A 20,354-nucleotide genomic window follows, 5' to 3' on the forward strand; every position below is an offset into this window, starting at 1 on the left:
ATCACCGCTGGTCACGCCTGCACCGTGACCAGGCGGCTGAATTCGGCAAGCAGATCGTAACCGTCCCAGACGCCCGCGAAGGTCAGCGCCGAGCCGAACGGCACCACCCGGTCTACGCCTCGCCCGGCGAGCTCGGTCACGAACGACACCAGTTCGGCACGCGTGAACCCGAACTGGCTCACGGTCTGGTCCTTGCGCAGCACGATCGGCACGAGCTCGGTCAACGACGCGACCCGGGCGTTGGCGAACGTCCCCGCGCCGAGCCACTCGCGCGGCATCACGGTCGGGTCGGTGAGCTCCAAAGTGGCCAGGGAATTTCCCTCGAAAGAGATCGCGGAGGCAAGCCCGTCGACGGCCGCGCCGTAGGCCGACACGCGCTTCTGCACGGCCATCGCCGGCTCGGTCACGTGCTGCTTGGCCTCGAGCACCGCCGCCAGCAACGCGCGGAACTCCGCACCCGCGGCGCGGGCACCTTCGGCGTCGCCCACCCAGAACACGGTCCGCGGCGACGAGCACGCGGCCTGGTCGAACCAGTACGAGTCGTTGTAGAACCCTTCGGCCGCGGTGCGGCGCTGCTCCGGCGTCGCCTGCTGCCAGCCGCGCACCGACGCGACCGCGAACGACGAGCGGTCCGGGAACGTCAGGTCCCGCGCGTGCGGCGCGAGCGGGTACTTCCGCAGCGCGGCCACGGACGCGTCGCCACCCCAGATCACGCGCAGGTCCGCCGCCAGTGACAGCGCGCCGCTGATCTCGTCGCTGCGGTCGTAGGTGACCATGCGCTGGGTCGCGCGGATGGTCTGCGCCACCTGCGGCGACACGTCGTCGAGCGCCGCGTTCAGCGCTTCCAGCACGGCCTCGGCCGCGCCGGCCGAGCGCGACGACACGCGCACGACGTTCGTGTTGCCCGCCAGCGCGGAAAGCGCCCACGAGTACACGAAGATCGTGTCGACGTTCGCCGGTGGCACGTGGAACACGAGTCCGCGCGGGAAACGCAGCGCGTCGCCCGTAGTATCCAAAGTGGACAGTGCCTTGGCCAGCTCTCCCTTGCGCAGGAAGAAACCCAGCGACGCCAGCTCCGGGAACCGCCGCGCAAGAGCGGGCGCGAGCAGCTTGCGGGCGAACTTCGTGACGAACTCGACGACCCGCGGATCGCCCACGGTCAGGCGGCCGCCGGGCGGCTCCGTCCGCAGCTCGTCGACCAGCGCGCCGACCTCGACCGGCGCGCCCTGGGGAAACGTCTGCTCCAGATTCATGCCGCGGCCCCTCGCCCGGGTGCGGGTGTCCCGCTCAGATCCAGCGTGTCCGAGCACCCGCGGGCCTCGGCCTTCGGCAGCCGCCCCAGCACCGAGAAGTGCTTGCCCGGCCAGTCACCGTCGTCGATCCCGTTGTAGACGCCGAGGTCCTCGGTCAGCAGCACGTGGCCCGGGTACGAGCGCGGCAGCGTCGAGACGACCTCGATCACGCCGGGCTTGCCGACCGGCTGCTCGCGCCACGTCTCCGGGTCGCGGATCACGACGTCCGCGAAATCGGGGCAGTACAAGGAGTTCCCGGACGGGCCCTCGAGGAACACGGTGCCGATCTGCTCGATCATCCCGTAGTAGTTGTGGATCCGCGTCAGGCCGGTGTCCTCTTTGAACCGGCGGCGGAACTCGGTGTTGTCCACGGCCCGGTCGATGAGCTTCTTCCAGCCACCGGAGTGGATCAGGATGCCGTTGGAGAGGTCGAGCCCGTTCTCACGCGCCACCTCGTACAGGTAAAGCCACACCATGAAGGTGAACCCGAAGATGAGGAACGGCTTGTCACCGTACTCGGCGAGGAACTTCTTCACGGCCTCGACGTCGGGCTTGTCGTTCTCGTCGAGCACGTACGTGTGCTTGCGGCCGAAGTTCGCCATGCCCAGCACACCCGCGCCGCGCGCGGAGAACGAGCGGCGGTTCTTGATGATGCCGATGGTGTCGACCATCAGCATCGGCAGCCGTTCGCCGCCGAGCACCTCCTGCAGTGTCGCGCCGAGCTGCTTGGTCTGCGCGCCCGCCGCGTCCTTGTCCAGGTAGATGCGCGACGCGCCGGCGCCGGTGGTGCCCGACGACGTGAGCGTCTTGAACACCTCGGAGTCGGGGATCGACTTGAGGTCGTGGGTTTTGAACATGCGCACCGGCAGCCACGGCAGGTCTGCGATCGCACCGAACGACGCGTCCGGCGCGATGCCGAGCGAAGCCAGGATCCGGGCGTAGCCCTCGGAGTTCGCGCGGTGGTGCGCGGTCAGCTGCGCGAGCTCGGGGAGCAGCAAGGCTTCCCGCTCGGCCTGCGAGCGCGTGAACACACTCATACCCGTCCCTCCAACGACCGGTAGTCGATCTTGCCGCTGGCCAGCAGCGGCACGGTGTCGATCGGCCGCACGTCGAACCCGCTGGTGTGCAGGTGCAGCCGGTCGGACAGCGCGCGGGCCGCGTCCTTGCAGATCGCCTTGGCGCCCTCGCCCTCGGGCAGCTCGGCGAACAGCACGACCTTGTCGCCCGCGGCCACGGCGGCCACCACGTCGATGCCCACGGCCGCCTGGCGCACGGCCTGCTCCAGGTCGTCGAGGCTCACGCGGTTGCCGAACACCTTGCCGATGCGCTTGAGCCGCCCCGTGATGAACAGGAAGCCGTCTTCGTCGAGGTACCCGAGGTCGCCGGTGGCGAGCAGGCCACCGCACTCGTCGCCGGCGGCCAGGCCCTTCTCGTCTTCGGCGTAGCCCATCATCACGTTGGGGCCGCGGTAGACGACCTCACCGACGATCTTGGGGTGCGTGGTCTCGGCGCCGTCGTCGCGGCGGATGGCGAACGCGCCGCCCGGCAGCGCGGGCCCGGCGGAGCCGATCTTCTCGGCCAGCCGCTCGGCCGGCACGGTGGTCATCCGCGGCGCCGCCTCGGTCTGGCCGTACATCACGTACATGCGGCCGCCGACCGCGAGCATCTTGTCGTTGAACTCGCTCACGAGCTCGTCGCGCAGCTTGCCGCCGGCCTGCGTGAGCGTGCGCAGCGTCGGGTACTTCGCGGGGTCGAACTTCAAGCGCCGCAACATCTCGTAGTGGTACGGCACACCCGACAGCGACGTGATGCCGTGCTCCGTGACCGCGTCCCAGAATCCGCGTCCGAGCACGCCGGACGGTTCGATCACCACGGTCGCGCCACGCAGCAGGTGCGAATTCAGCACCGAAAGGCCGTAGCTGTAGTGCAGCGGCAGGCACGTCGGCGCGACCTCGTCGCCGTCGATGTGCAGCACCTCGGCGATCGCTTCGGCGTTGGCCAGCAGCGAACCCCGGGAGAGCCGCACGAGCTTGGGATTGCCCGTCGAGCCGCTGGTGGGCAGCAGCACCGCGAGATCCGGGTGCGGTTCGACGCCGTCGGCCGACGTGCGAACCCAGTCGCCGTTCACGCCCTCGTAGCCGTCGGGCGCCGGCGCTTCGGGCGCCGCCAGCACCGCGGCCGGCCGGAAGCGCGTGATGAGCCCCGCCAGCACGTCGGCGTCGAGCGCCGGGTCGATCAGCGCGACCGGGCGGTGCGCCTCGAACGCGCCGAGGTAGCGCAGCACGCTCGCCAGGTCCACGGACATCCGCGCGAACAGCACCCCGGGCGGCAGGTCGTCGAGCGCGGTCATCGCCCGCGTGACCTCCGCGTCCAGCTCATCGCCCGCCAGCGTGCGGCCCCCGGCCACATCGATCAGCCGGGCTCCCGCACCCCACAGCGTCACAGCACCAAGCCTCCGTCGATTCCCAGCACCTGCCCGGTGATGAACGCGGCGTCGTCGCTCACGAGGAAGCGGATCGCCTTCGCCACGTCCTCGGCCGTCCCGAGCCGTCCCAGCGGCGTCTTCGCGACGCTGTCCGCCTTCGCGTCTTCGGACAGGCTCGCGGTCAGGTCCGTCTCGATCACGCCCGGCGCCACCGCGTTCACGCGGATGCCCGAGCGGCCGAGCTCCTTCGCGGCCGAGCGCGCGATGTTGGCCACCGCCGCCTTCGAAGCCGCGTACACGGTCTGGCCGGCGCTGCCGTACTGCCCCACCACGGAGGCGAGCACCACGATCGCGCCGGCTTTCTTGCGCAGCATCGCCCGGGCAGCCGCCTGCACGGTGTGCAGCGTGCCGGCGACGTTGGTGGCCAGCGTGGTGTCGACCAGTTCCTCGCGGATCATGCCGAGGAGCGCGTCCTCCATGATCCCGGCGTTGGCGACCACGACGTCGAGTGCGCCGTGCTCCTTCGCGACCCCGCGGACCACGGTGGACACGGCCTTCGCGTCGGTGACGTCGAGCGCGAGCCCGGCGGCGGCACCCGCGGCGGCCGCGGCTTCCTTCGCGCGGGACTCGTCGCGGCCGGTCAAGACCACCGTCGCCCCGGCCTCGGCCAGTGCGCGCGCGGTGGCCAGGCCGATCCCGCGCGTGCCACCGGTCACCAGCGCGACGCGGCCGGTCAGGTCAGTCATTCTTCGACTTCAGCTCGCTGACCATGTCCACGGCGACCTTGAAGCTCGACATGTCGATGACCTGGTCGGTGTCGAACTCGACGTCGAACTCGTCCTCGATCGCCGCGACCAGCGCCATGTGGCCGACGGAGTCCCACGCCTCGATGTCGCGGTACTTCAAGTTCTCCACGTCCACGTCACCGTCGAGGTCGAGCGCTTCGACGAAGACCTCACGCAGCTTGGGGGCCACTTCCGACATTTTTCACCGCTCCTAGTGCTCGTCGCGCGGGCGGGCGTCCCACGCTTTGACCAAGGTAGAGAGGTCGCCGGGCAGCCGGTCGGCCAGCCCATCCTCCGGGAGGCCCGCCTTGCCCTTGAGCCACGGACCCAGCGCTTCGATCGTGGTCTCGTCCAGGCCGCGGCGCGACAGGCCCACGACGTTGACGCCGGTCACGCGCGCGGGGTTGCCCACGGCGATCGTGAACGCACCCACCTCGCGCCGCACGGCCGAGGCCATGCCGACCATCGCGCCGGGACCGACGACGACCTTCTGGTGCAGGATCGCGCCCATGCCGAGGTTCGCGCCGTCCCAGATGTGGCAGTGGCCACCGGTCAGCACGTTGGACGCGACCGTGACGCCCGAGCCGACGAGGCAGTCGTGGGCGATGTGGGAGCCGCGCAGGTAGTAGCCGTCATTGCCGAGCGTGGTGGTGCGCCAGGTGCCCTGGTGGACGGTGACGTACTCGCGGATGCGGTTGCGATCGCCGATCACCACGCCGTGGCCGTCGTGGTCCGCATCGCCGGTCGGCGCGGACTCCCACGCGGCCGGGTGGGCCCGGCCGCGGTCCTCGCCCGGAGTGCCGATCGTGACGTGCGGGCCGACCCAGTTGCCGGAACCGATCCTGGCCGGGCCGACGATCACCGTGTACGGTCCGATCACGTTGTCGTCACCGAGCTCGACGCCTTCTCCGAGCACTGCCGTGGGGTGGATCCGGTTTACCACTGCTGGTGATCCATTCGGTTCACAGCCGCTGTCGGGTCACCAGCGGCCTGGGGTCAGGGGCAGGCGGCGGCGCCCGGTAACGTGTGGCCCGCGTTCACGCAGGGCGGCCGGGCGCAGAACCGGCGGCTCACTGTACCGGACGCATCGAAATCGCCTGCCGAGAGAGACTGCCGATGATCCCCATTACCGTGGTCGACGTCCGTGACGCGGAGGACCTCGTAGTCGAGGTGCTGCGATCCGGCGCCATCGCACAGGGGCCGATGGTCAAGCGCTTCGAGGACGCCTTCGCGCACGTCGCGGGCACGGAGCACGCCATCGCCGTGAACAACGGCACCACCGCGTTGGTCGCCTCACTGCAGGCGCTGGACCTGGAGCCGGGTGACGAGGTGATCACCTCGCCGTTCACGTTCGTCGCGACGCTGAACGCCATCCTGGAGGCCGGCGCCACCGTCCGCTTCGCAGACATCCGCCGCGACGACTTCGCGATCGACCCCGACGCCGTCGCCGCCGCGGTCACCGATCGCACCAAGGTGCTCATGCCGGTGCACCTCTACGGCCAGACGGCGGACATGGGCAAGCTCGCCCCGCTCGCCGCCGAGCACGGCCTGCGCATCATCGAGGACTCCGCCCAGGCGGTCGGCGCGTCGTTCGAGGGCCGCACCGCCGGCTCGTACGGCATCGGCTGCTTCTCGCTGTACGCCACCAAGAACGTGACCACCGCCGAGGGCGGCGTGATCACCACGGACGACGACGCGCTGGCCGACAAGCTGCGCGTGCTGCGCAACCAGGGCATGCGCGCCCGCTACCAGTACGAGCTGGCGGGCCACAACTACCGCATGACCGACCTGCACGCGGCCGTCGGCATCCCGCAGCTGGAGAAGCTCGACCAGATCACCGCGGCCCGCCAGGCCAACGCGAAGCGGCTCTCGGAAGGCCTGGCCGGCACGCCGGGCCTCGACGTGCCGCAGGTGCTGCCCGGCCGCGAGCACGTGTGGCACCAGTACACCGTGCTGGTCGGCCCGCACGCGATGCTCTCGCGCGACGAGCTCGCCGCCGCTCTCACCGAGCGGGGCGTCGGCAACGGCATCTACTACCCCAAGGTCGTGTTCGACTACGACTGCTACCGCGACCACCCGCTGATCCCGGGTGCCGACGTGAAGGACTTCCCGGTGGCCTCGGCCGTCGCGGACCAGGCGCTGTCGCTGCCGGTGCACCCGCACCTCACCGACGCGCAGGTGGAGCAGGTCATCGCGACGGTGCGCGAGGTGCTGGGCGCATGAGCCACCGCATCGCACTCATCGGCACGGGCAACATGGGCTCGCTGCACGCGCGCGTGCTGGCCGCCAACGACCGCGTCGACCTGGTGCGCGTCATCGACCCGCGCGAGGAAGCCGGCCGCACCGTCGCCGAGCGCTACGAAACCGGGTGGACGCCGGAGATCGGCTCGCTGTCCGATGTGGACGCCGTGGTGCTGGCCTCGGCCACGGAGGCGCACTACGAGCTGGCGCAGGAGATCCTGGGCCAGGGCAAGCCGATGCTCGTCGAGAAGCCGGTGTGCAACAGCCTGGAGGCGTCGCAGGAGATCGTGGCGCTGTCGGAGCAGAAGGACGTGCCGCTGATGTGCGGCCTGCTCGAGCGCTACAACCCCGCCGTGATGACGGCGCGGGCGCTGGTCAACGAGCCGGTGCACCTCATGGCGCGCCGCCACGGCCCGTACGCGCCGCGCATCAAGACGGGCGTCGCGTGGGACCTGCTGGTGCACGACGTCGACCTGGCCATCCAGTTCTTCGGCGGCGCCACGCCGGCGCGCGTCACCTCCGGTGCGGGCTACTTCCACCCGCAGTCGGTGGAGGGTGCGGAGGACACCATCGAGACCGTGCTGTCGTTCCCGAGCGGGCTGGCCACGGTGTCGGCTTCCCGGCTGGGCCAGCGCAAGGTCCGCTCGCTCGTCGTGTCCGAACTGGACCGGCTCATCGAGATCGACCTGCTTCGCCGCGACGTCACCATCTACCGCCACGTCTCCCACGACTCGGTCACCCCGGACGGCCTCGGCTACCGGCAGCAGACCGTGATCGAGATCCCCGAGCTGGTCACGGCCCGCGAACCGCTGGCCACCCAGCTGGACCGCTTCCTGGATCTCCTGGAGGGCAAGATCGACGCGGCCGTGGAGCGGGACCTGATCCTGCCGTCGCACCACGTGGTGGCGCAGGTGCTCACCCAGGCCGCGGCCTGATCACTTCGTGAGGCGGCTGCCGTTCGCGGCGTAGGCGACCGGCGGGGTCAGCTGCGCCGCGCACGGCACCGCCGATTGGTCGAACCAGAAGACGACCACGGACGGGTCCTGGCTCCGCTTGGCGACGTGCGCGTCGACCGGCTTGCCGCGGACGGTGCTGGTGATGCGTGCGGCCGGGCCCGAGAAGTAGCCGAACACGGGCACGAAGACGTCGTTGATCGTCAGTCCGCCGGCGGTGGTGTGGAAGCCGAACGAGCGGTCGGAGCCGCGGACCTCGTTGCTCGCGTACAGCGGCCGCAGCGTCTTGCCGGCCTGGGTCGCGGCCATGACACCGAAGTGGACGTCGGGCAGGGACGGCTCGTCGAAGCGGTAGGCGTAGAGCCCGAGCTCGCCCTGGTGGGTCTTGGTGCCGGTGGCGATGACGTCGCCCTCCGGCTGGGTGAGCACCTTCGGCGGCGGCAAGTACGTCGACGACGTCGGGGCGTAACTGGGCGCGGCGCTCGCGGACGCGCTGGGGGCCGCGAGAGCCGGCAGCCGCGTCGGGGCCGGCTCGCCCGGGGTGCGCAGGAACGCCGCCCCGAACACGATCCCGACGACGGCGGCGACCGCGGCGACCGCGCCCGCGCCCGTCGCGAGGCGGCGCCGGCGGCGGATGCGCTTGCCGTCGGCGATGATGCGCGCCAGGTCGGGTGGCGCGAAGGGATGGGCGGGCGGCTCGTGCAGCGCGGCCCGCAACTTGTCGAGGTCGGTCACCGCCCACCCCCTCCGATCAGCGCGTCTTCCGGTCCGGCGGCCACCCGCAGCTTGGCGAGCGCCCGCGAGTTCGTGCTCTTGCCGGGACCCACCGACACCCCGAGCTCGTCGGCGACTTCCTGTTCCGGCAGGTCGAAGAAGTGCCGCAGCACCACCACGGTGCGTTCGCGCCCCGTCAGGCGCGCCAGCGCCGCCGACAACCACTCACGCTGCGACACGGCCTGGGCGACGTCCTGGCCCGTCGGCCGCTCGGGCAGCTCGTCGGCCGCGTACTCGCGCACCGGGCGGCGCCAAGCGTCGATCACGTGGTTGACGAGCACGGTGCGGGCGTACGCGTAGGCGTCCTTGCGCCGCACGCGCCCCCAGGCGGCGTACGTCCGGGCGAACGCGGTCCGCGCGGCGTCCTCCGCCTGGTGGCGATCACCCGTGAGCAGGTACGCGGCGTATGTGAGCCGGTGGGACGAAGCTTCGCCGAACTCGACGAACTCGTCGTCGCTGCGTGCCACCTGCATACCCCCGATCTCCACGTCTACGGGACGGCTGGGCGTACGCGACGCTGCCGCCGCTAGAGCTTTTGAGCGCGGGCCGCGACGAGCGCGTCCAGGTCGAGCACGACCGGCGTGCCCGCGACGTCGAGTTCGACCTTGCCGGAGTGCTCGCCGAAGTTCTCGTAGGCGCCGTCGACAAGACGGTAGGTGATCATGCTGACCGGCGCGTCGAGATCGACGATCCAGTACTGCTCGATGTCGACATGGGAGTCCGAGGTCTCCGGAAGTTCCGCCCAGTCGTCGCGGGTCAGGAGGTGGTGCGGCCGCTGGAAGGCGCTCGAAAACTCCTTTACTTGCAGTGACCCGGAACAGTGTCCAGTGCCACCGTCCGCGTTCACCAGCCCTTCACAGGGCTACTCCGTGAAGTCACCCGCCGGGGAGCCCCAGCCGCTGGGGTCGTCCGACCGGGCGCGCCGGCGGGCGTTCTCGGCGCGGACGCGCTCCACTTCGGACTGGATGTACTCCTCGTCGTAGCGCTGGAACACCCGCGCGGGGTTGCCGGCGACGAGGGTGCGCGGCGGGACGTCCTTGGCGACCACCGAGTTCGGCTGCACGGTCGCGAAGTCGCCGATCGTGACGCCCGGCATGATGACCACCAGGCCGCCGATGAAGCAACCCTTGCCGATCTTCACGGGTTTGCGTTCGATGAGGTCGCTGCCCGAGTGGTTCTGCAGCGCCATGTTCGCGAGCCAGCTCGAGTGCGTGAACACGAGCGTGTTGAGGCCGATGCTGGTGTGCTCGCCGATCTCCAGGCCGCCGCTCGCGTCGAGCGCCGCGCCCTCACCGATCCAGCAGTGTTCGCCCATGGTGAGGTTTTCGGGACTGATGATCTTCACGCGTTCGCGCACGCGGCACGACTCGGGCAGGCCGTAGAACTTGGCCCGCTCGGCGTCGTTCAGGTACTGCGAGACGAGGTCGTTCAGGATCATCGGCCGCAGGCGGTTGCTGCGGTCGTCATCGAAGAACATCGTTGTCCGCCACCAGTTTCGTGAACACGCGCAGGTGCTCCTCGGCCACCACGTCGAGGCCGAAGTTGGCCCGGACCATGGCGCTCTCCCGCTGCGCGATCCGCTCGCGCAGCTCCGGGTCGTCCAGCAGCGACAGCACGGTCTCCGCGACCGCTTCGGGGTCGTCGGGCCGCACGAGCAGGATGTTCTCGCCGTTGCGCAGCTCGATGCCCGGGTAGTTGTCCTCGGTGACCGACGCGATCGTGGCCGTGCCCGACAGCATCGCCTCGAGCGACGCGGTGCCGCAGCCGCCGTTGAGGTCGTGGGTCACGATGTCGGCCGCCGCGAAGTACGCCGGCACGTCCTGCTTCGGCACCGCGCCGGTCACGGTCAGCGCGTGGGCCACACCGAGCTCTTCGGCGCGCTTGAGGAACGCGTCGTGGTACACGCGGCCGACCACGACCACGCGCACGTCCGGGTGCCGCTTCAGGATCGGCGGCAGCGCTTCGACCAGCGGCAGCCGGTTGCGCAGCGGGATCACGTGGCCGAGCGACACGATCAGCGGCCCGTCGCCCAGCTCCAGCTCGGCACGCACGTCCTTCGTCACGGGCTTGGCGAAGTTGCCCGTGTCCACGGCGATCGGGAAGTACTCCGAGTTCGCGTCGCTCGTGCCGTAGCGCTCGACGCAGTAGTCCACGCCGAGCTTGTCAAGGATGACGTAGCGGGGCCGGATGTAGTTCAGCACCGGCTTGACCAGCAGCGAGTCGAGAACCCGAAACACGCGCGAGTACAGCTTGTTCTCGCTGATCAGGAGCGTGTGGATGGTCAGCAGCACGGGTAGCTTGCGCCGCCGCGCGTAGAAGCCCGCGAGCCACGACAGGTCGAAGAACTGGCCGTGCAGGTGCACGGCGTCGGGCTTGAACTCGTCGAGCAGCTTGCGCAGCCCCCGCCAGTTGCCCGGTTTGAGCGACGCGAAGCTCATGTCGAAGTCGATCGACAGGCCCAGCTGCGGCATCTTCGCCGCGGGCAGGCGCACGACGCGGTAGCCGTCGCGCGTCTCCTCCGCGGGGGCGTCGCCGTAGGCAGCCGTGATCGCGAGTACCTCGTGGCCTGCCGCGGCGTACTCGGCCGCGAGCGAGGCCGACATGTGGGCGCTCCCGCCCACGCGGGGCGGGAAGAAGTTGTTCACCACAGCGATGCGCATGGCGCGTCCTCGAGCCGGCCCCGCCGTGGCACTCACTCGCTGTCCCGCACCAGCGCCCGCATGCCTTCTTCGACCGTGATCGTCGGCTCCCAGCCGAGCACCTCACGAGCGCGCGTGATGTCCGCCGCCCGGCGCGACACGAGCACGTCGCGGTTGTTGAACTGCGGCTGCACGTCGACCCCCACAGCCTCGATGAGGATCTTCGCGAGCGACGCCACGGACGTGTCGATGCCGGTGCCGATGTTGATCGGCAGGTTGGCCTGCTCCGACTCCAGCGCCGCGACGACCGAGCGCGCGAGGTCGGACACGTGAACGAAGTCCATCGACTGGTCGCCGCGGCCGTCGATGATCGGCGGCTGGCCGGCGCGCAGGCGCTGGATGAAGTGGTTGATCACCGACGTGTAGTAGGCCTCGATCTTCTGGCCCGGGCCGTACACGTTGAAGAAGCGCAGCGCGTTCCAGGACAGGCCCTTGGTGCGCTCGTAGAAGCCCAGCAGGTCCTCGCCGGCGCGCTTGGAGATGCAGTACGGCGTGAGGGGGCGCAGTTCGTCGTCCTCGTGCATCGGCAGGCGCTTCGGCTCGCCGTACACCGACGCGGTGGACGCGAACACCAGGCGCTCGACACCCTCGTCGGCGGCCGCGGCGAACACGTTGTGGTTGCCGGACATGTTGATGTCGATCGATTCGTGCGGGTCGGCGATCGACTTGTTGATCGAAACCGTCGCGAAGTGGATCACGTGCGAGCAGCCGCGGATGGCCTCGCGCACCGCGCCGCCGTAGCGAACGTCCTTTTCGACCAGCTCGACCTTGCCGGTCGCCACGAAGTCGTTCACGCGCTGCCGGTCGCCGCGGGTCATGTTGTCGAAGATGCGGACGGTGTAGCCGCCGTCGATCAGCAGCGGGATGACGTGGGCCGCGATGAACCCACCACCACCGGTGAAGAACACCTTCTTCTCGGACATGATCACTCTCTCCTCGGTCGGCGGCGTCTTCGGTCAGCTCGGGTCGGTCAGCTCAAGGTTCGCACGGCTTCGGTCACCGTGGTGACCACCCGGTCGACCTCGACGTCGGTGAGCTCGGCGTGCATCGGGATCGCCAGCTGACGGCGGAAGGCGTCGGCCGACACGGGCAGCGGCGGCTGCTCGCCGTACACCGGCTGCAGGTGCGAGGCGTAGGTGCCGAAGTTGCACTGCACGCCCTGCTCGCGGATGCGCAGGGCCAGCGCGTCGCGGCTGACCTCCGGCGCGACCGTGAGCAGGTAGGCCTGCCACGGGTGCTCGCGGTCGGGCAGCTCGACGGGGGTGGTCAGCTGATCGACATCAGCGAACGCCTCGTGGTAGCGCTTGGCGACGGCGCGGCGGGCGGCGAGCAGGTCGGGCAGCCGGTCCAGCTGCACGCCCATGATCGCGGCCTGGATGTCCGACAGGCGGAAGTTCCAGCCCAGCTCGTGGAACTCGGGGATCGGCAGCGTGCCCGAACCCTCGCGGCTGATAGCGGGCTCGATGCCGTAGGTGTGGAGCTTGCGCGCGTGGGCGATCAGGTCTTCGCGGTTCGAGACGAGCGCGCCGCCCTCGCCCGCGGTGATGCCCTTGCGGCCGTGGAACGAAAACGCGGCGAGGTCCGCGAGGCTGCCGGCGGGGCGCGTCTTGTACGTGGCGCCGGCCGAGCAGGCGGCGTCCTCGAACAGCCACAGGCCGTGCTTGTCAGCGATGGTCCGGTACTCGTCGAAGTCGCCCGGCAGGCCGGCCACGTCGACGGCGAGGATGCCCACGGTCCGGGGCGTGATGAGCGCTTCGACCGCGGCCGGGTCGGCGCTGAAGACGTCGGGGCGGATGTCGGCGAACACGGGCTTCGCGCCGGCCTGCAGCACGGCGTGGCCGGTGGCCGGGAACGTGTAGTCACCGACGATGACCTCGTCACCCGGCTTGACCCCCAGGACCTTGAGCCCCAGGAACAGCGCGGCGCCGCAGCTGCTCGTCGTCAGGGTGTGTGCCGTGCCCGTGACCTGCGCGAACCGCTCCTCGAACCGGCGGCACGCGGGCCCCGCCCCGGCCAGCCAGCCGGACCGGAACACCTCCGCGACCGCTGCCAGTTCCTCCTCGCCGACCGTCGGCCGGCCGAGCAGCACCGGTTGTTCAGTCATCCCCACTCCTGTTGTTCCTCGGACCACGACGCGTTGCGCAGGGTCGCGCCGAAGTGTATAGACGCGCCCCGCCGAGCCGGGTTCGGGGACGAAACGTGCCGGTGACGCGCCGGTCCAGCGCCTAGGCTGACCGCATGCGGATCGGGGTGCTGGGGGCGATCGCCGCGTGGGACGCGACCGGCGGGGCGGTGGTCGTCGGCGGACCCCGGGTGCGGGCACTGTTGGCGCAGCTCGCGCTGGAGGCGGGCCGGTTCGTGCCGGCCGAGCGGCTGATCGACGGCCTGTACGGCGAGCAGCCACCGGACGGCGCGGCCAACGCGCTGCAGTCACAGGTGTCGCGGCTGCGCGGCGCGTTGAAAAACGTGGCGCCGGTCGAGTTCACGGCGGCGGGTTACCGGCTGGTGGTTGAACCAGACGACGTCGACGTGCACCGCTTCGAACGCCTCGCCTGCGACGGGCGCCGCGAGCTCGCGGCGGGCGACGCGACGCGCGCGAGCGACTTGCTCACCGAAGCCCTGGCGCTGTGGCGCGGTCCGGCGTTCGCCGACGTGCCCGAAGCACCCTTCGCCGCGACGCAGGCGATCCGGCTCGAGGAGCTGCGCGCCGACGCGGCGAGCGACCGCGTCGACGCCGAGATCACGCTGGGCCGGGCGGCGGAGGTGCTGGACGAGCTGCGGGCAGCCGTCGTCGCCGCGCCGCTGCGCGAACGGTCGCGCGCGCAACTCGTGCGCGCCCTGACCGCGGCGGGCCGGTCGGCGGAGGCGCTGGCGGTGTTCGAGGACGCGCGCCGCACGCTGGCCGACGAACTGGGCGCGGACCCCGGTCCAGACCTGACGGAGGCGCACCTGGCCGCGTTGCGCAGCGAACCGGCGGCCGCGGCTTCACCGCTGCCCGCGCAGCTGACGAGTTTCGTCGGCCGCGACAGCGAACTGCGCCAGGTCACGAAGCTGCTGCGGCACGCGCGGCTCGTGACGCTGCTGGGCCCGGGCGGCACGGGCAAGACGCGGCTGGCCGTGGAGGTGGCTTCGGCGAACGCGGGACCGGCGGCGTTCGTGGAGCTGGCGCCGCACGTCGCGGACGACGTGGGGCGGGCCGTGCTGAGCGCGCTGGGGCTGCGGGAAGGCGCGTCGCCGCTGCGCGGCACGGGCGGGCAGGAGCCCGTCGAGCGGCTGGTGTCGGCGCTGCGCGACCGGGCGACGCTACTGGTGCTGGACAACTGCGAGCACGTGATCGACGCGGCGGCCCGGCTGCTCGCGCGGCTGCTGCCCGCGTGCCCGGGGCTGCGCGTGCTGGCGACGAGCCGCGAACCGGTGGGGATCACGGGCGAGCAGCTGGCACCCGTGCCGCGGCTCGCGGTGCCGCCCCCGGGCACGCCGGCGGCCGAAGCGCTGGGTTTCCCCGCCGTGCGGCTGTTCGCCGACCGCGCGGCCGCGAGTGACCCGGCGTTCCGCGTGGACGACACCACCATCGGCGACGTCCAGCACATCTGCGCCGCCCTCGACGGTTTGCCGCTCGCGCTGGAGCTGGCGGCCGCGCGCGTGCGGACGCTGCCCGTCGGCGAGATCGCCGCCCGCCTCGAGGACCGCTTCCACCTGCTCGCGCGCGGCAGCCGCACGGCGGAGGCGCGGCACCGGTCGCTGCGCGGCGTCGTCGAGTGGAGCTGGGAACTGCTGGACGACGACGAACGCCGCCTCGCGCGCCGGCTGACCGTGTTCCCGGGCGGGGCGACGCTGGCGCTCGCCGAGCGCGTGTGCGACGTGCCCGACGCCGTCGACCTCCTGCCGGGGCTGGCGGACAAGTCGCTGGTCGAAACCACGGGCGACCGGTACCGCATGCTGGAGACGATCCGGGCGTTCTGCGCGGAGAAGCTCGAGGGCGCCGGGGAAACCCACTCGCTGCACCGGGCGCACGCGGTCGAATTCCTGCGCCTGGCCGAAGAAGCGGATCCCCAGCTGCGCACGGCCGGCCAGCTGCACTGGCTCGACCGCCTCGACGCGGAATACGACAACCTCGTCGCCGCACTGCGGTGGTCGGCGACCGCGGACCTGCCCACGGCGTTGCGGCTGACGGCCGCGCTCGCGACGTACTGGTGGATGCGCGGACGGCGCTACGAGGGCGCGATGCTTTCGCTGGAAGTCGTCAAGCGGTGCGGCCCCGTCGCGCCCGCCGGGTACGAAGAGCAGTTCCTGATGTGCGTGCTGAACGCGATGTCCGGCGCGCCCGGGCACGAATCGACGCTGCCGTACCAGTCCACTGTGGAGCAGTACGTGCGGGACGTGTCGTGGGCTCCCCGCCACCCGACGCTGAACCTGTTGCTGGGCGTGGTGATCGGCCCGCCGGCCGACGAGGAGTCGCTGTTCACGCGCACCCGCCTGATGGCCCACAGCGATCCGTGGACCAGCGCTCTGGTACCGATGGGCACGGGCCTGCGCGCGATGCTGACGGGTGACCTCGACGAGGCCGAAACCCTTCTGCGCGAAGGTGAATCGCGCTACCGCGCGCTGGGTGAACGCTGGGGCCTGTCGATGTCGCTGGACCACCTGTCCCAGTTGCTGACCTGGCGCGGCCGGCACGACGAAGCACTGGCCGCCATGACGGAGTCCATGGACCTCATGCAGCAACTCGGCGCCGCCGACGACTACGCCGACCTCCTCTGCCGCCGCGCCGACTCCCGCGCCCTGCGCGGCGATCTCGCGGGCGCGCGCTCGGACTACTCGCGCGTGATCGCACTGGCCCGCCGCTCGGGCATGCCGGAAACGCGCGCGTCCGGCTACGTGGGCCTCGCCGCGCTGGCTCGCCGCGACGGCGACCTGGCCGGAGCCCGCGCCCTGGCCGCGCGCGCTCTGACGGAGTGCACCGGCGGCTCGTTCTCGGCCGCCATCGTCCGCGCCGCCGCGACCATCGGCCTCGGCTGGGTCGCGGTCGCGTCGGGCTCGGCCGAGGAGGCGCGGGCCCTGCTGCGCCAGGCCGTGGAGACGGCGTCGCACTGGCAGGACAGCACGGTCCTGGCGTCGGCGTTGGAATGCGTCGCCGGGGCAGCACTGGTGGACTCGCGTCCGGAGGAGGCCGCTCTGCTGCTGGGCGCGGCCGCCGCGGCGCGCGGCACGGAGGTCGCGGGGCAACCAGACGTCGCGGACGTGGCCGAGCGGGCGCGTACGGCGCTCGGTGCGGGCTTCGACCGGTGCTACACCACGGGCCGGGAGCTGACGGTGCAGAAAGCTCTGACAGCGGCCGGGATCGCGCCGTAGTCGTGTGACCTGCACTGAGCTGCACTGAGCTGCACTGAGCTGCACTGAGCTGCACTGTCGGGCACCGTACGTGGTTCGTGCCTGGTTCCTCAGCGGGACGGACGAGCGTCATCGTAAAGGACTGGACCACTGGAACGGGGTACGCGGCGGCGGTCGGGGATCGGCTGTCTGCTTGCGTTTGCTGCGCCAGCCCCGCTTGCGTGAGCCACCGCGGGACCTGGCGCTGATTCGCAACCGCACGTTCTCCGCGACGATCGTCACGACCGTGCTCGCAGCTCGTTTACGGGTGGTCACCGCTGAAGTCGGGCCGGCGGGCTGCCGGGCATGGGCGGCGCGCTGATCGGCGGCACGCTCGGCGCCCTCCTGATCAAAGCGCTCGGCCGCGCCGGCACGGTGACGCTCGGCTGCCCCTGTTCGGCCGTCGGCTTCGCGCTCTACAGCCGAACGGACGTCGGCACCGCCTGCCCGTACCTCGTGGTGACGATGGTGATCGTCGGCCTCGGGCTGAGGCTGCACTTCACCGCCGCGACGGATTCCGTGCTCGGCATCGCGGTGCTCGGCAGCGCGCTCGGCTCGCTCTACCGCCACGGCTTCGACGGCCTGGCCGTGCCCGGGCCCGCCCGCGAGACGCCGGCCGGCGCGGTGGCGGTGTCCGTGCAGGTCCCGGGCGGTGCGCGGCTGCTGACCACCGCCGAGCACGCGTTCATCGACGGCCTCCGGGTCACGATGCTGGGCGCGGCCGGCCTGATGGTGCTGGTGGCGGCCGTGGCCTGGTCAGCCCTGCGCGGGGTGGCCGAAGGTGCTGGAAGACGCCGAGCAGGCACCTCAAGCCCGGTCCGGAGTGGACAGGCGTCCACGCCGGGCCTGGCTTCGTCGACGGGTCACGGTTCGGGAAAACCGCACTTCAGGCCACATGGGCTACGCACTCCCCCGCGGAGGCGCGTAGCCTTTCCCTTCGTGCGCAACGTCGTGGTGATCGGTGGGGGAATCGTCGGCCTGGCCGTGGCCTGGGAGCTGTCCCAGCGGGGGCAGGACGTCACGGTGCTCGAGAAGGAGAGCCGCTGGGCGGCACACCAGACCGGGCACAACTCGAATGTGGTCCACGCCGGCCTGTACTACAAGCCGGGCTCCTTCAAGGCACGGATGTCCGTGGCCGGCAATCGGTCCATTGTGGACTTCGCGCGGCAGTACGGCGTGCCGGTCCAGGTGTGCGGGAAGCTCGTCGTGGCCACGCGGGAGTCGGAGCTGCCGGCACTGAACACGCTCGCCGAACGCGCGGAGGCCAACGGCGTGCCGGCGAAGAAGGTGACGCCGGCCGAAGCGCGCGAGTACGAGCCGGAGGTGTCGTGCGTCGCCGCGCTGCGCGTGGAGTCGACGGGCATCATCGACTTCCCCGCCGTCTGCACCGCGCTGGCCCGCCTTCTGGACGAAGCCGACGCCGACTTGCGGCTCAACACCCCCGTTCTCGGCATCCGCGCCGCGCGGGGCGGCGGCGTCGAGGTGGCCACGGGCACCGAGGTCCTGCACGCCGACGCGCTCGTGAACTGCGCGGGCCTGCAGGCCGACCGCGTCGCCGAGCTGGCCGGGCTGACGCCGAGCGCGCGCATCGTCCCCTTTCGCGGCGAGTACTACGAGCTCACGCCCGAAGCGCGCCACCTCGTGCGCGGCCTGATCTACCCGGTGCCGGACCCGACGCTGCCGTTCCTGGGCGTCCACCTCACGCGCATGCTCGACGGCAGCGTCCACGCCGGCCCCAACGCGGTGCTCGCGCTGCGGCGCGAGGGCTACCGCTGGGCCGACGTGTCCGCCAGAGACCTCGCCGACGTCGCCCGCTTCCCCGGCGCCTGGCGGCTCGCGCGCAAATACGCGTTCCCCACCGGTCTGGAGGAGGTGCTGCGGTCGTTCTCGAAGAAGCGCTTCGCCGCGAGCCTCGCCCGCCTCGTCCCCGCGGTGACCGAGAACGACATCGTGCGCCACGGCTCGGGCGTCCGCGCCCAGGCCCTGCGCCCCGACGGCTCACTCGTCGACGACTTCCTCATCGAGACCGCCCGCAACCAGGTCCACGTCCTCAACGCCCCCAGCCCGGCGGCGACGAGCGCGCTGGAGATCGCGAAGCACATCGCCGACCAGGTGGCCGCGTAACCCCGGAAAACTCCCCGGGATCCGGTGGACCTCAACGCCTCGCAGTCCGGGAACACGGTCGTGCTGACCCTGCTCCAGAGCTCGGCGAGCGACCTCGCCCGTGTCGTGCGGCCGGCTGCGCGGCCAGGTTCGGGGCGGCCGCTGCGCGTCGACGTGGCCGGAGGCGGTCCGGTCGGCCTGATCTTCGCGTGCACGCTGCGGTCGATGCTGGGTGACAAGGTCCGGATCCGCGTGTTCGACCGCCGCTGGCTGCGGCACGACGGCCGGATCACCTGGCAGGGCAAGGCGGAGGGCAACAACCGCGCGAGCAGGTCGTCTCGCTGCAGAGCAATGTGTGGGGCCAGCTGCGCGCGCTGGTGCAGCAGCGCCTGTTCACCGGGGGCAACTACTCGGAGATGTGGCCGCTGGGCCCCGACTCCCCGGCGCACCGGGGCCGTCCGCGCAACATCAAGGTCCGCTGGATCGAAGACAGCCTGCTGGAGCCGGCGCAGGACGTCGACGGCATCGAACTCGTCGCCGAACCCTATTCGCAGCCGAAGACCTGGGACGGCGTCGACGTGCTCGCCATCTGCGACGGCGCGCGCTCCAAGACCCGCGAAGACCTCGAGGACGCGTTCGGCACCGCGAGCCGCGACCTGTACTCGGTGGGCGGCAAGCCGCTCGACGAGACCGTGCTCGGCATCCGCGTGGAGGCGAAGCTGCCGGACGAGCACACCCTGCCGCTCGCCGTGTGCCAGAACCGTTTCCTCTTCAACTCCCTCGGCGGCGGCTTCATCAACATGCGGCTCACCGCCGAGGAGGCTTCGGCGATCGTGGCCTACGGCGAACACGGTCCCGTGGAGTGCATCGGCAAGTTCGGCTGCACCATGCGCCCCGACTGCGACAAGTTCGTGTGCGACCGCCACCGCTCGGCCTTCAAGCCCTCGGTCGACAAGCTGTCGTTCCGGTGGCCGCGGATCGCGGACGGCATCAAGTTCTTCGCCGTGTCCCTCGCCGACGTCGTGGCATCACGTCGTTCAAGCTGGGCCTGCGGCAGAACCCGAAGTTCACTGCTCAGCTCGCTCCCGGCACGTTCGGTTTTCTGCTCGGCGACGCCGCCAACTCTGGCCGGGCCGCGGGCTCAACACCGGGGTGAAGAGCGCGCGGTCGCTCGCCGCGAACCTCACGTCCCGCGGGGCCGGCCGCACGTTCTGCGCCGCCGACTTCGCCCCGCACGAGGGGCTGATGCAGCAGTTGCAGTTCCGCGAGAAGTCCCGCGCCTGGGCGACGATGCTGACGCCGGACGACAACGGGGTGCCGCGCGGCATCGGGGACCGCGTCCGCGCCGGTCTCCCGAGCACGGAAGACCGGCAGTTTGCTGGCCGACACGCTCTTCAAGCGCCTCACGGAGGTCAAGAGCCGGCTCGAGGGCCGCATGGGTGCACTGGCGGACGACGGGTGGTATCGCGCCCGCATCAACTCCCTCGACGTCAAAACGCTCGCGGTCATGGTCGAATCCGGTGCGTGGATCACGCGCGAAATCGGCGGCGAGGAGGTGGCCGTGAACGTCGACGTGCAGCGCCCGCAGCCGCGGCGCACCGGCCCGGCACCGCAGCGACCCGGCCGGCCTGCCGCGCCGCGCAACATCCCGGTGGCGCGCAGCGGCTCGGCACCGCTGCGCCGTCCTGCGCTCGTGTCCTAAGAGGACTGTC

General features: G+C 71.2%; 19 protein-coding genes. 6 read left to right on the plus strand and 13 right to left on the minus strand.

Annotation, left to right across the window (positions count from 1 at the left end; genetic code table 11):
• Window positions 1-11: 11 nt before the first annotated feature.
• Genes I6J71_RS43425 through I6J71_RS43450 form a run of 6 tightly spaced genes read right to left on the minus strand, consistent with a single transcriptional unit; the run spans window position 12 to window position 5,445 of the window.
• Window positions 12-1,253: an acyl-CoA reductase gene (locus tag I6J71_RS43425; protein WP_204092160.1), complete on the minus strand. Its 1,242-nt coding sequence runs from the start codon at window positions 1,251-1,253 to the stop codon at window positions 12-14.
• The gene (locus I6J71_RS43430; RefSeq protein ID WP_204092161.1) at window positions 1,250-2,329 is read right to left on the minus strand and encodes an acyl-protein synthetase; all 1,080 of its coding nucleotides are present in this window, start codon (window positions 2,327-2,329) and stop codon (window positions 1,250-1,252) included. Before I6J71_RS43430 ends, I6J71_RS43425 begins: the two co-directional genes overlap by 4 nt.
• Window positions 2,326-3,735 carry an AMP-binding protein gene (locus tag I6J71_RS43435; protein WP_204092162.1) on the minus strand — a complete coding sequence of 470 codons (1,410 nt, stop codon included), beginning with the start codon at window positions 3,733-3,735 and terminating at the stop codon, window positions 2,326-2,328. Before I6J71_RS43435 ends, I6J71_RS43430 begins: the two co-directional genes overlap by 4 nt.
• On the minus strand, window positions 3,732-4,463 hold the full coding sequence (locus tag I6J71_RS43440) for an SDR family NAD(P)-dependent oxidoreductase (protein WP_204092163.1): 732 nt from the start codon (window positions 4,461-4,463) through the stop codon (window positions 3,732-3,734). Before I6J71_RS43440 ends, I6J71_RS43435 begins: the two co-directional genes overlap by 4 nt.
• The gene (locus I6J71_RS43445; RefSeq protein WP_204092164.1) at window positions 4,456-4,701 is read right to left on the minus strand and encodes an acyl carrier protein; all 246 of its coding nucleotides are present in this window, start codon (window positions 4,699-4,701) and stop codon (window positions 4,456-4,458) included. Before I6J71_RS43445 ends, I6J71_RS43440 begins: the two co-directional genes overlap by 8 nt.
• A 12-nt stretch (window positions 4,702-4,713) precedes the next feature.
• Entirely contained in the window at window positions 4,714-5,445 is a 732-nt protein-coding gene (locus I6J71_RS43450) for a UDP-N-acetylglucosamine acyltransferase (protein ID WP_204092165.1), read from the minus strand.
• A 173-nt stretch (window positions 5,446-5,618) separates the two neighbouring features.
• Between I6J71_RS43450 and I6J71_RS43455 the strand changes: the two genes are divergently transcribed.
• Both I6J71_RS43455 and I6J71_RS43460 read left to right on the plus strand, forming a co-directional pair.
• On the plus strand, window positions 5,619-6,725 hold the full coding sequence (locus I6J71_RS43455) for a DegT/DnrJ/EryC1/StrS aminotransferase family protein (RefSeq protein WP_204092166.1): 1,107 nt from the start codon (window positions 5,619-5,621) through the stop codon (window positions 6,723-6,725).
• A complete protein-coding gene (locus I6J71_RS43460; RefSeq protein WP_204092167.1) occupies window positions 6,722-7,678 on the plus strand; it encodes a Gfo/Idh/MocA family protein in 957 nt (318 codons plus the stop codon). Before I6J71_RS43455 ends, I6J71_RS43460 begins: the two co-directional genes overlap by 4 nt.
• Here I6J71_RS43460 and I6J71_RS43465 read toward each other — a convergent pair whose 3' ends face one another.
• The 7 genes from I6J71_RS43465 to I6J71_RS43495 are packed head-to-tail and all read right to left on the minus strand — an operon-like array spanning window position 7,679 to window position 13,273.
• The gene (locus tag I6J71_RS43465) at window positions 7,679-8,431 is read right to left on the minus strand and encodes a hypothetical protein (protein ID WP_204092168.1); all 753 of its coding nucleotides are present in this window, start codon (window positions 8,429-8,431) and stop codon (window positions 7,679-7,681) included.
• A complete protein-coding gene (locus tag I6J71_RS43470) occupies window positions 8,428-8,937 on the minus strand; it encodes a SigE family RNA polymerase sigma factor (RefSeq protein ID WP_204092169.1) in 510 nt (169 codons plus the stop codon). The genes I6J71_RS43465 and I6J71_RS43470 overlap by 4 nt, the downstream gene beginning before the upstream one ends.
• Window positions 8,938-8,996: 59 nt before the next feature.
• On the minus strand, window positions 8,997-9,317 hold the full coding sequence (locus tag I6J71_RS49520; protein WP_239154242.1) for a hypothetical protein: 321 nt from the start codon (window positions 9,315-9,317) through the stop codon (window positions 8,997-8,999).
• Window positions 9,318-9,332: 15 nt separating this feature from the next.
• The gene (locus I6J71_RS43480; RefSeq protein WP_204092170.1) at window positions 9,333-9,947 is read right to left on the minus strand and encodes a DapH/DapD/GlmU-related protein; all 615 of its coding nucleotides are present in this window, start codon (window positions 9,945-9,947) and stop codon (window positions 9,333-9,335) included.
• Window positions 9,934-11,130, minus strand: coding sequence for a glycosyltransferase family 4 protein (locus tag I6J71_RS43485; RefSeq protein ID WP_204092171.1), 1,197 nt, complete (start codon window positions 11,128-11,130; stop codon window positions 9,934-9,936). The genes I6J71_RS43480 and I6J71_RS43485 overlap by 14 nt, the downstream gene beginning before the upstream one ends.
• A gap of 32 nt (window positions 11,131-11,162) precedes the next feature.
• Window positions 11,163-12,092, minus strand: coding sequence for an NAD-dependent epimerase/dehydratase family protein (locus tag I6J71_RS43490; protein ID WP_204092172.1), 930 nt, complete (start codon window positions 12,090-12,092; stop codon window positions 11,163-11,165).
• A 47-nt stretch (window positions 12,093-12,139) separates the two neighbouring features.
• The gene (locus I6J71_RS43495) at window positions 12,140-13,273 is read right to left on the minus strand and encodes a DegT/DnrJ/EryC1/StrS aminotransferase family protein (RefSeq protein ID WP_204092173.1); all 1,134 of its coding nucleotides are present in this window, start codon (window positions 13,271-13,273) and stop codon (window positions 12,140-12,142) included.
• A gap of 134 nt (window positions 13,274-13,407) precedes the next feature.
• On the opposite strand from I6J71_RS43495, the gene I6J71_RS43500 reads away from it, so the two are divergent.
• From I6J71_RS43500 to I6J71_RS43515, 4 genes are all read left to right on the plus strand, one after another.
• Window positions 13,408-16,521: a BTAD domain-containing putative transcriptional regulator gene (locus I6J71_RS43500; protein ID WP_204092174.1), complete on the plus strand. Its 3,114-nt coding sequence runs from the start codon at window positions 13,408-13,410 to the stop codon at window positions 16,519-16,521.
• Window positions 16,522-17,478: 957 nt separating this feature from the next.
• Window positions 17,479-18,663 carry an L-2-hydroxyglutarate oxidase gene (gene lhgO / locus I6J71_RS43505; RefSeq protein ID WP_204097546.1) on the plus strand — a complete coding sequence of 395 codons (1,185 nt, stop codon included), beginning with the start codon at window positions 17,479-17,481 and terminating at the stop codon, window positions 18,661-18,663.
• Between the two features lie 332 nt (window positions 18,664-18,995).
• Window positions 18,996-20,207, plus strand: coding sequence for a hypothetical protein (locus I6J71_RS43510; RefSeq protein ID WP_204092175.1), 1,212 nt, complete (start codon window positions 18,996-18,998; stop codon window positions 20,205-20,207).
• Window positions 20,204-20,344: a hypothetical protein gene (locus tag I6J71_RS43515; RefSeq protein ID WP_204092176.1), complete on the plus strand. Its 141-nt coding sequence runs from the start codon at window positions 20,204-20,206 to the stop codon at window positions 20,342-20,344. Before I6J71_RS43510 ends, I6J71_RS43515 begins: the two co-directional genes overlap by 4 nt.
• The last annotated feature ends 10 nt before the right edge of the window (window positions 20,345-20,354 follow it).

Source organism: Amycolatopsis sp. FDAARGOS 1241 (assembly GCF_016889705.1).
In the GTDB taxonomy this organism is placed as follows: domain Bacteria; phylum Actinomycetota; class Actinomycetes; order Mycobacteriales; family Pseudonocardiaceae; genus Amycolatopsis.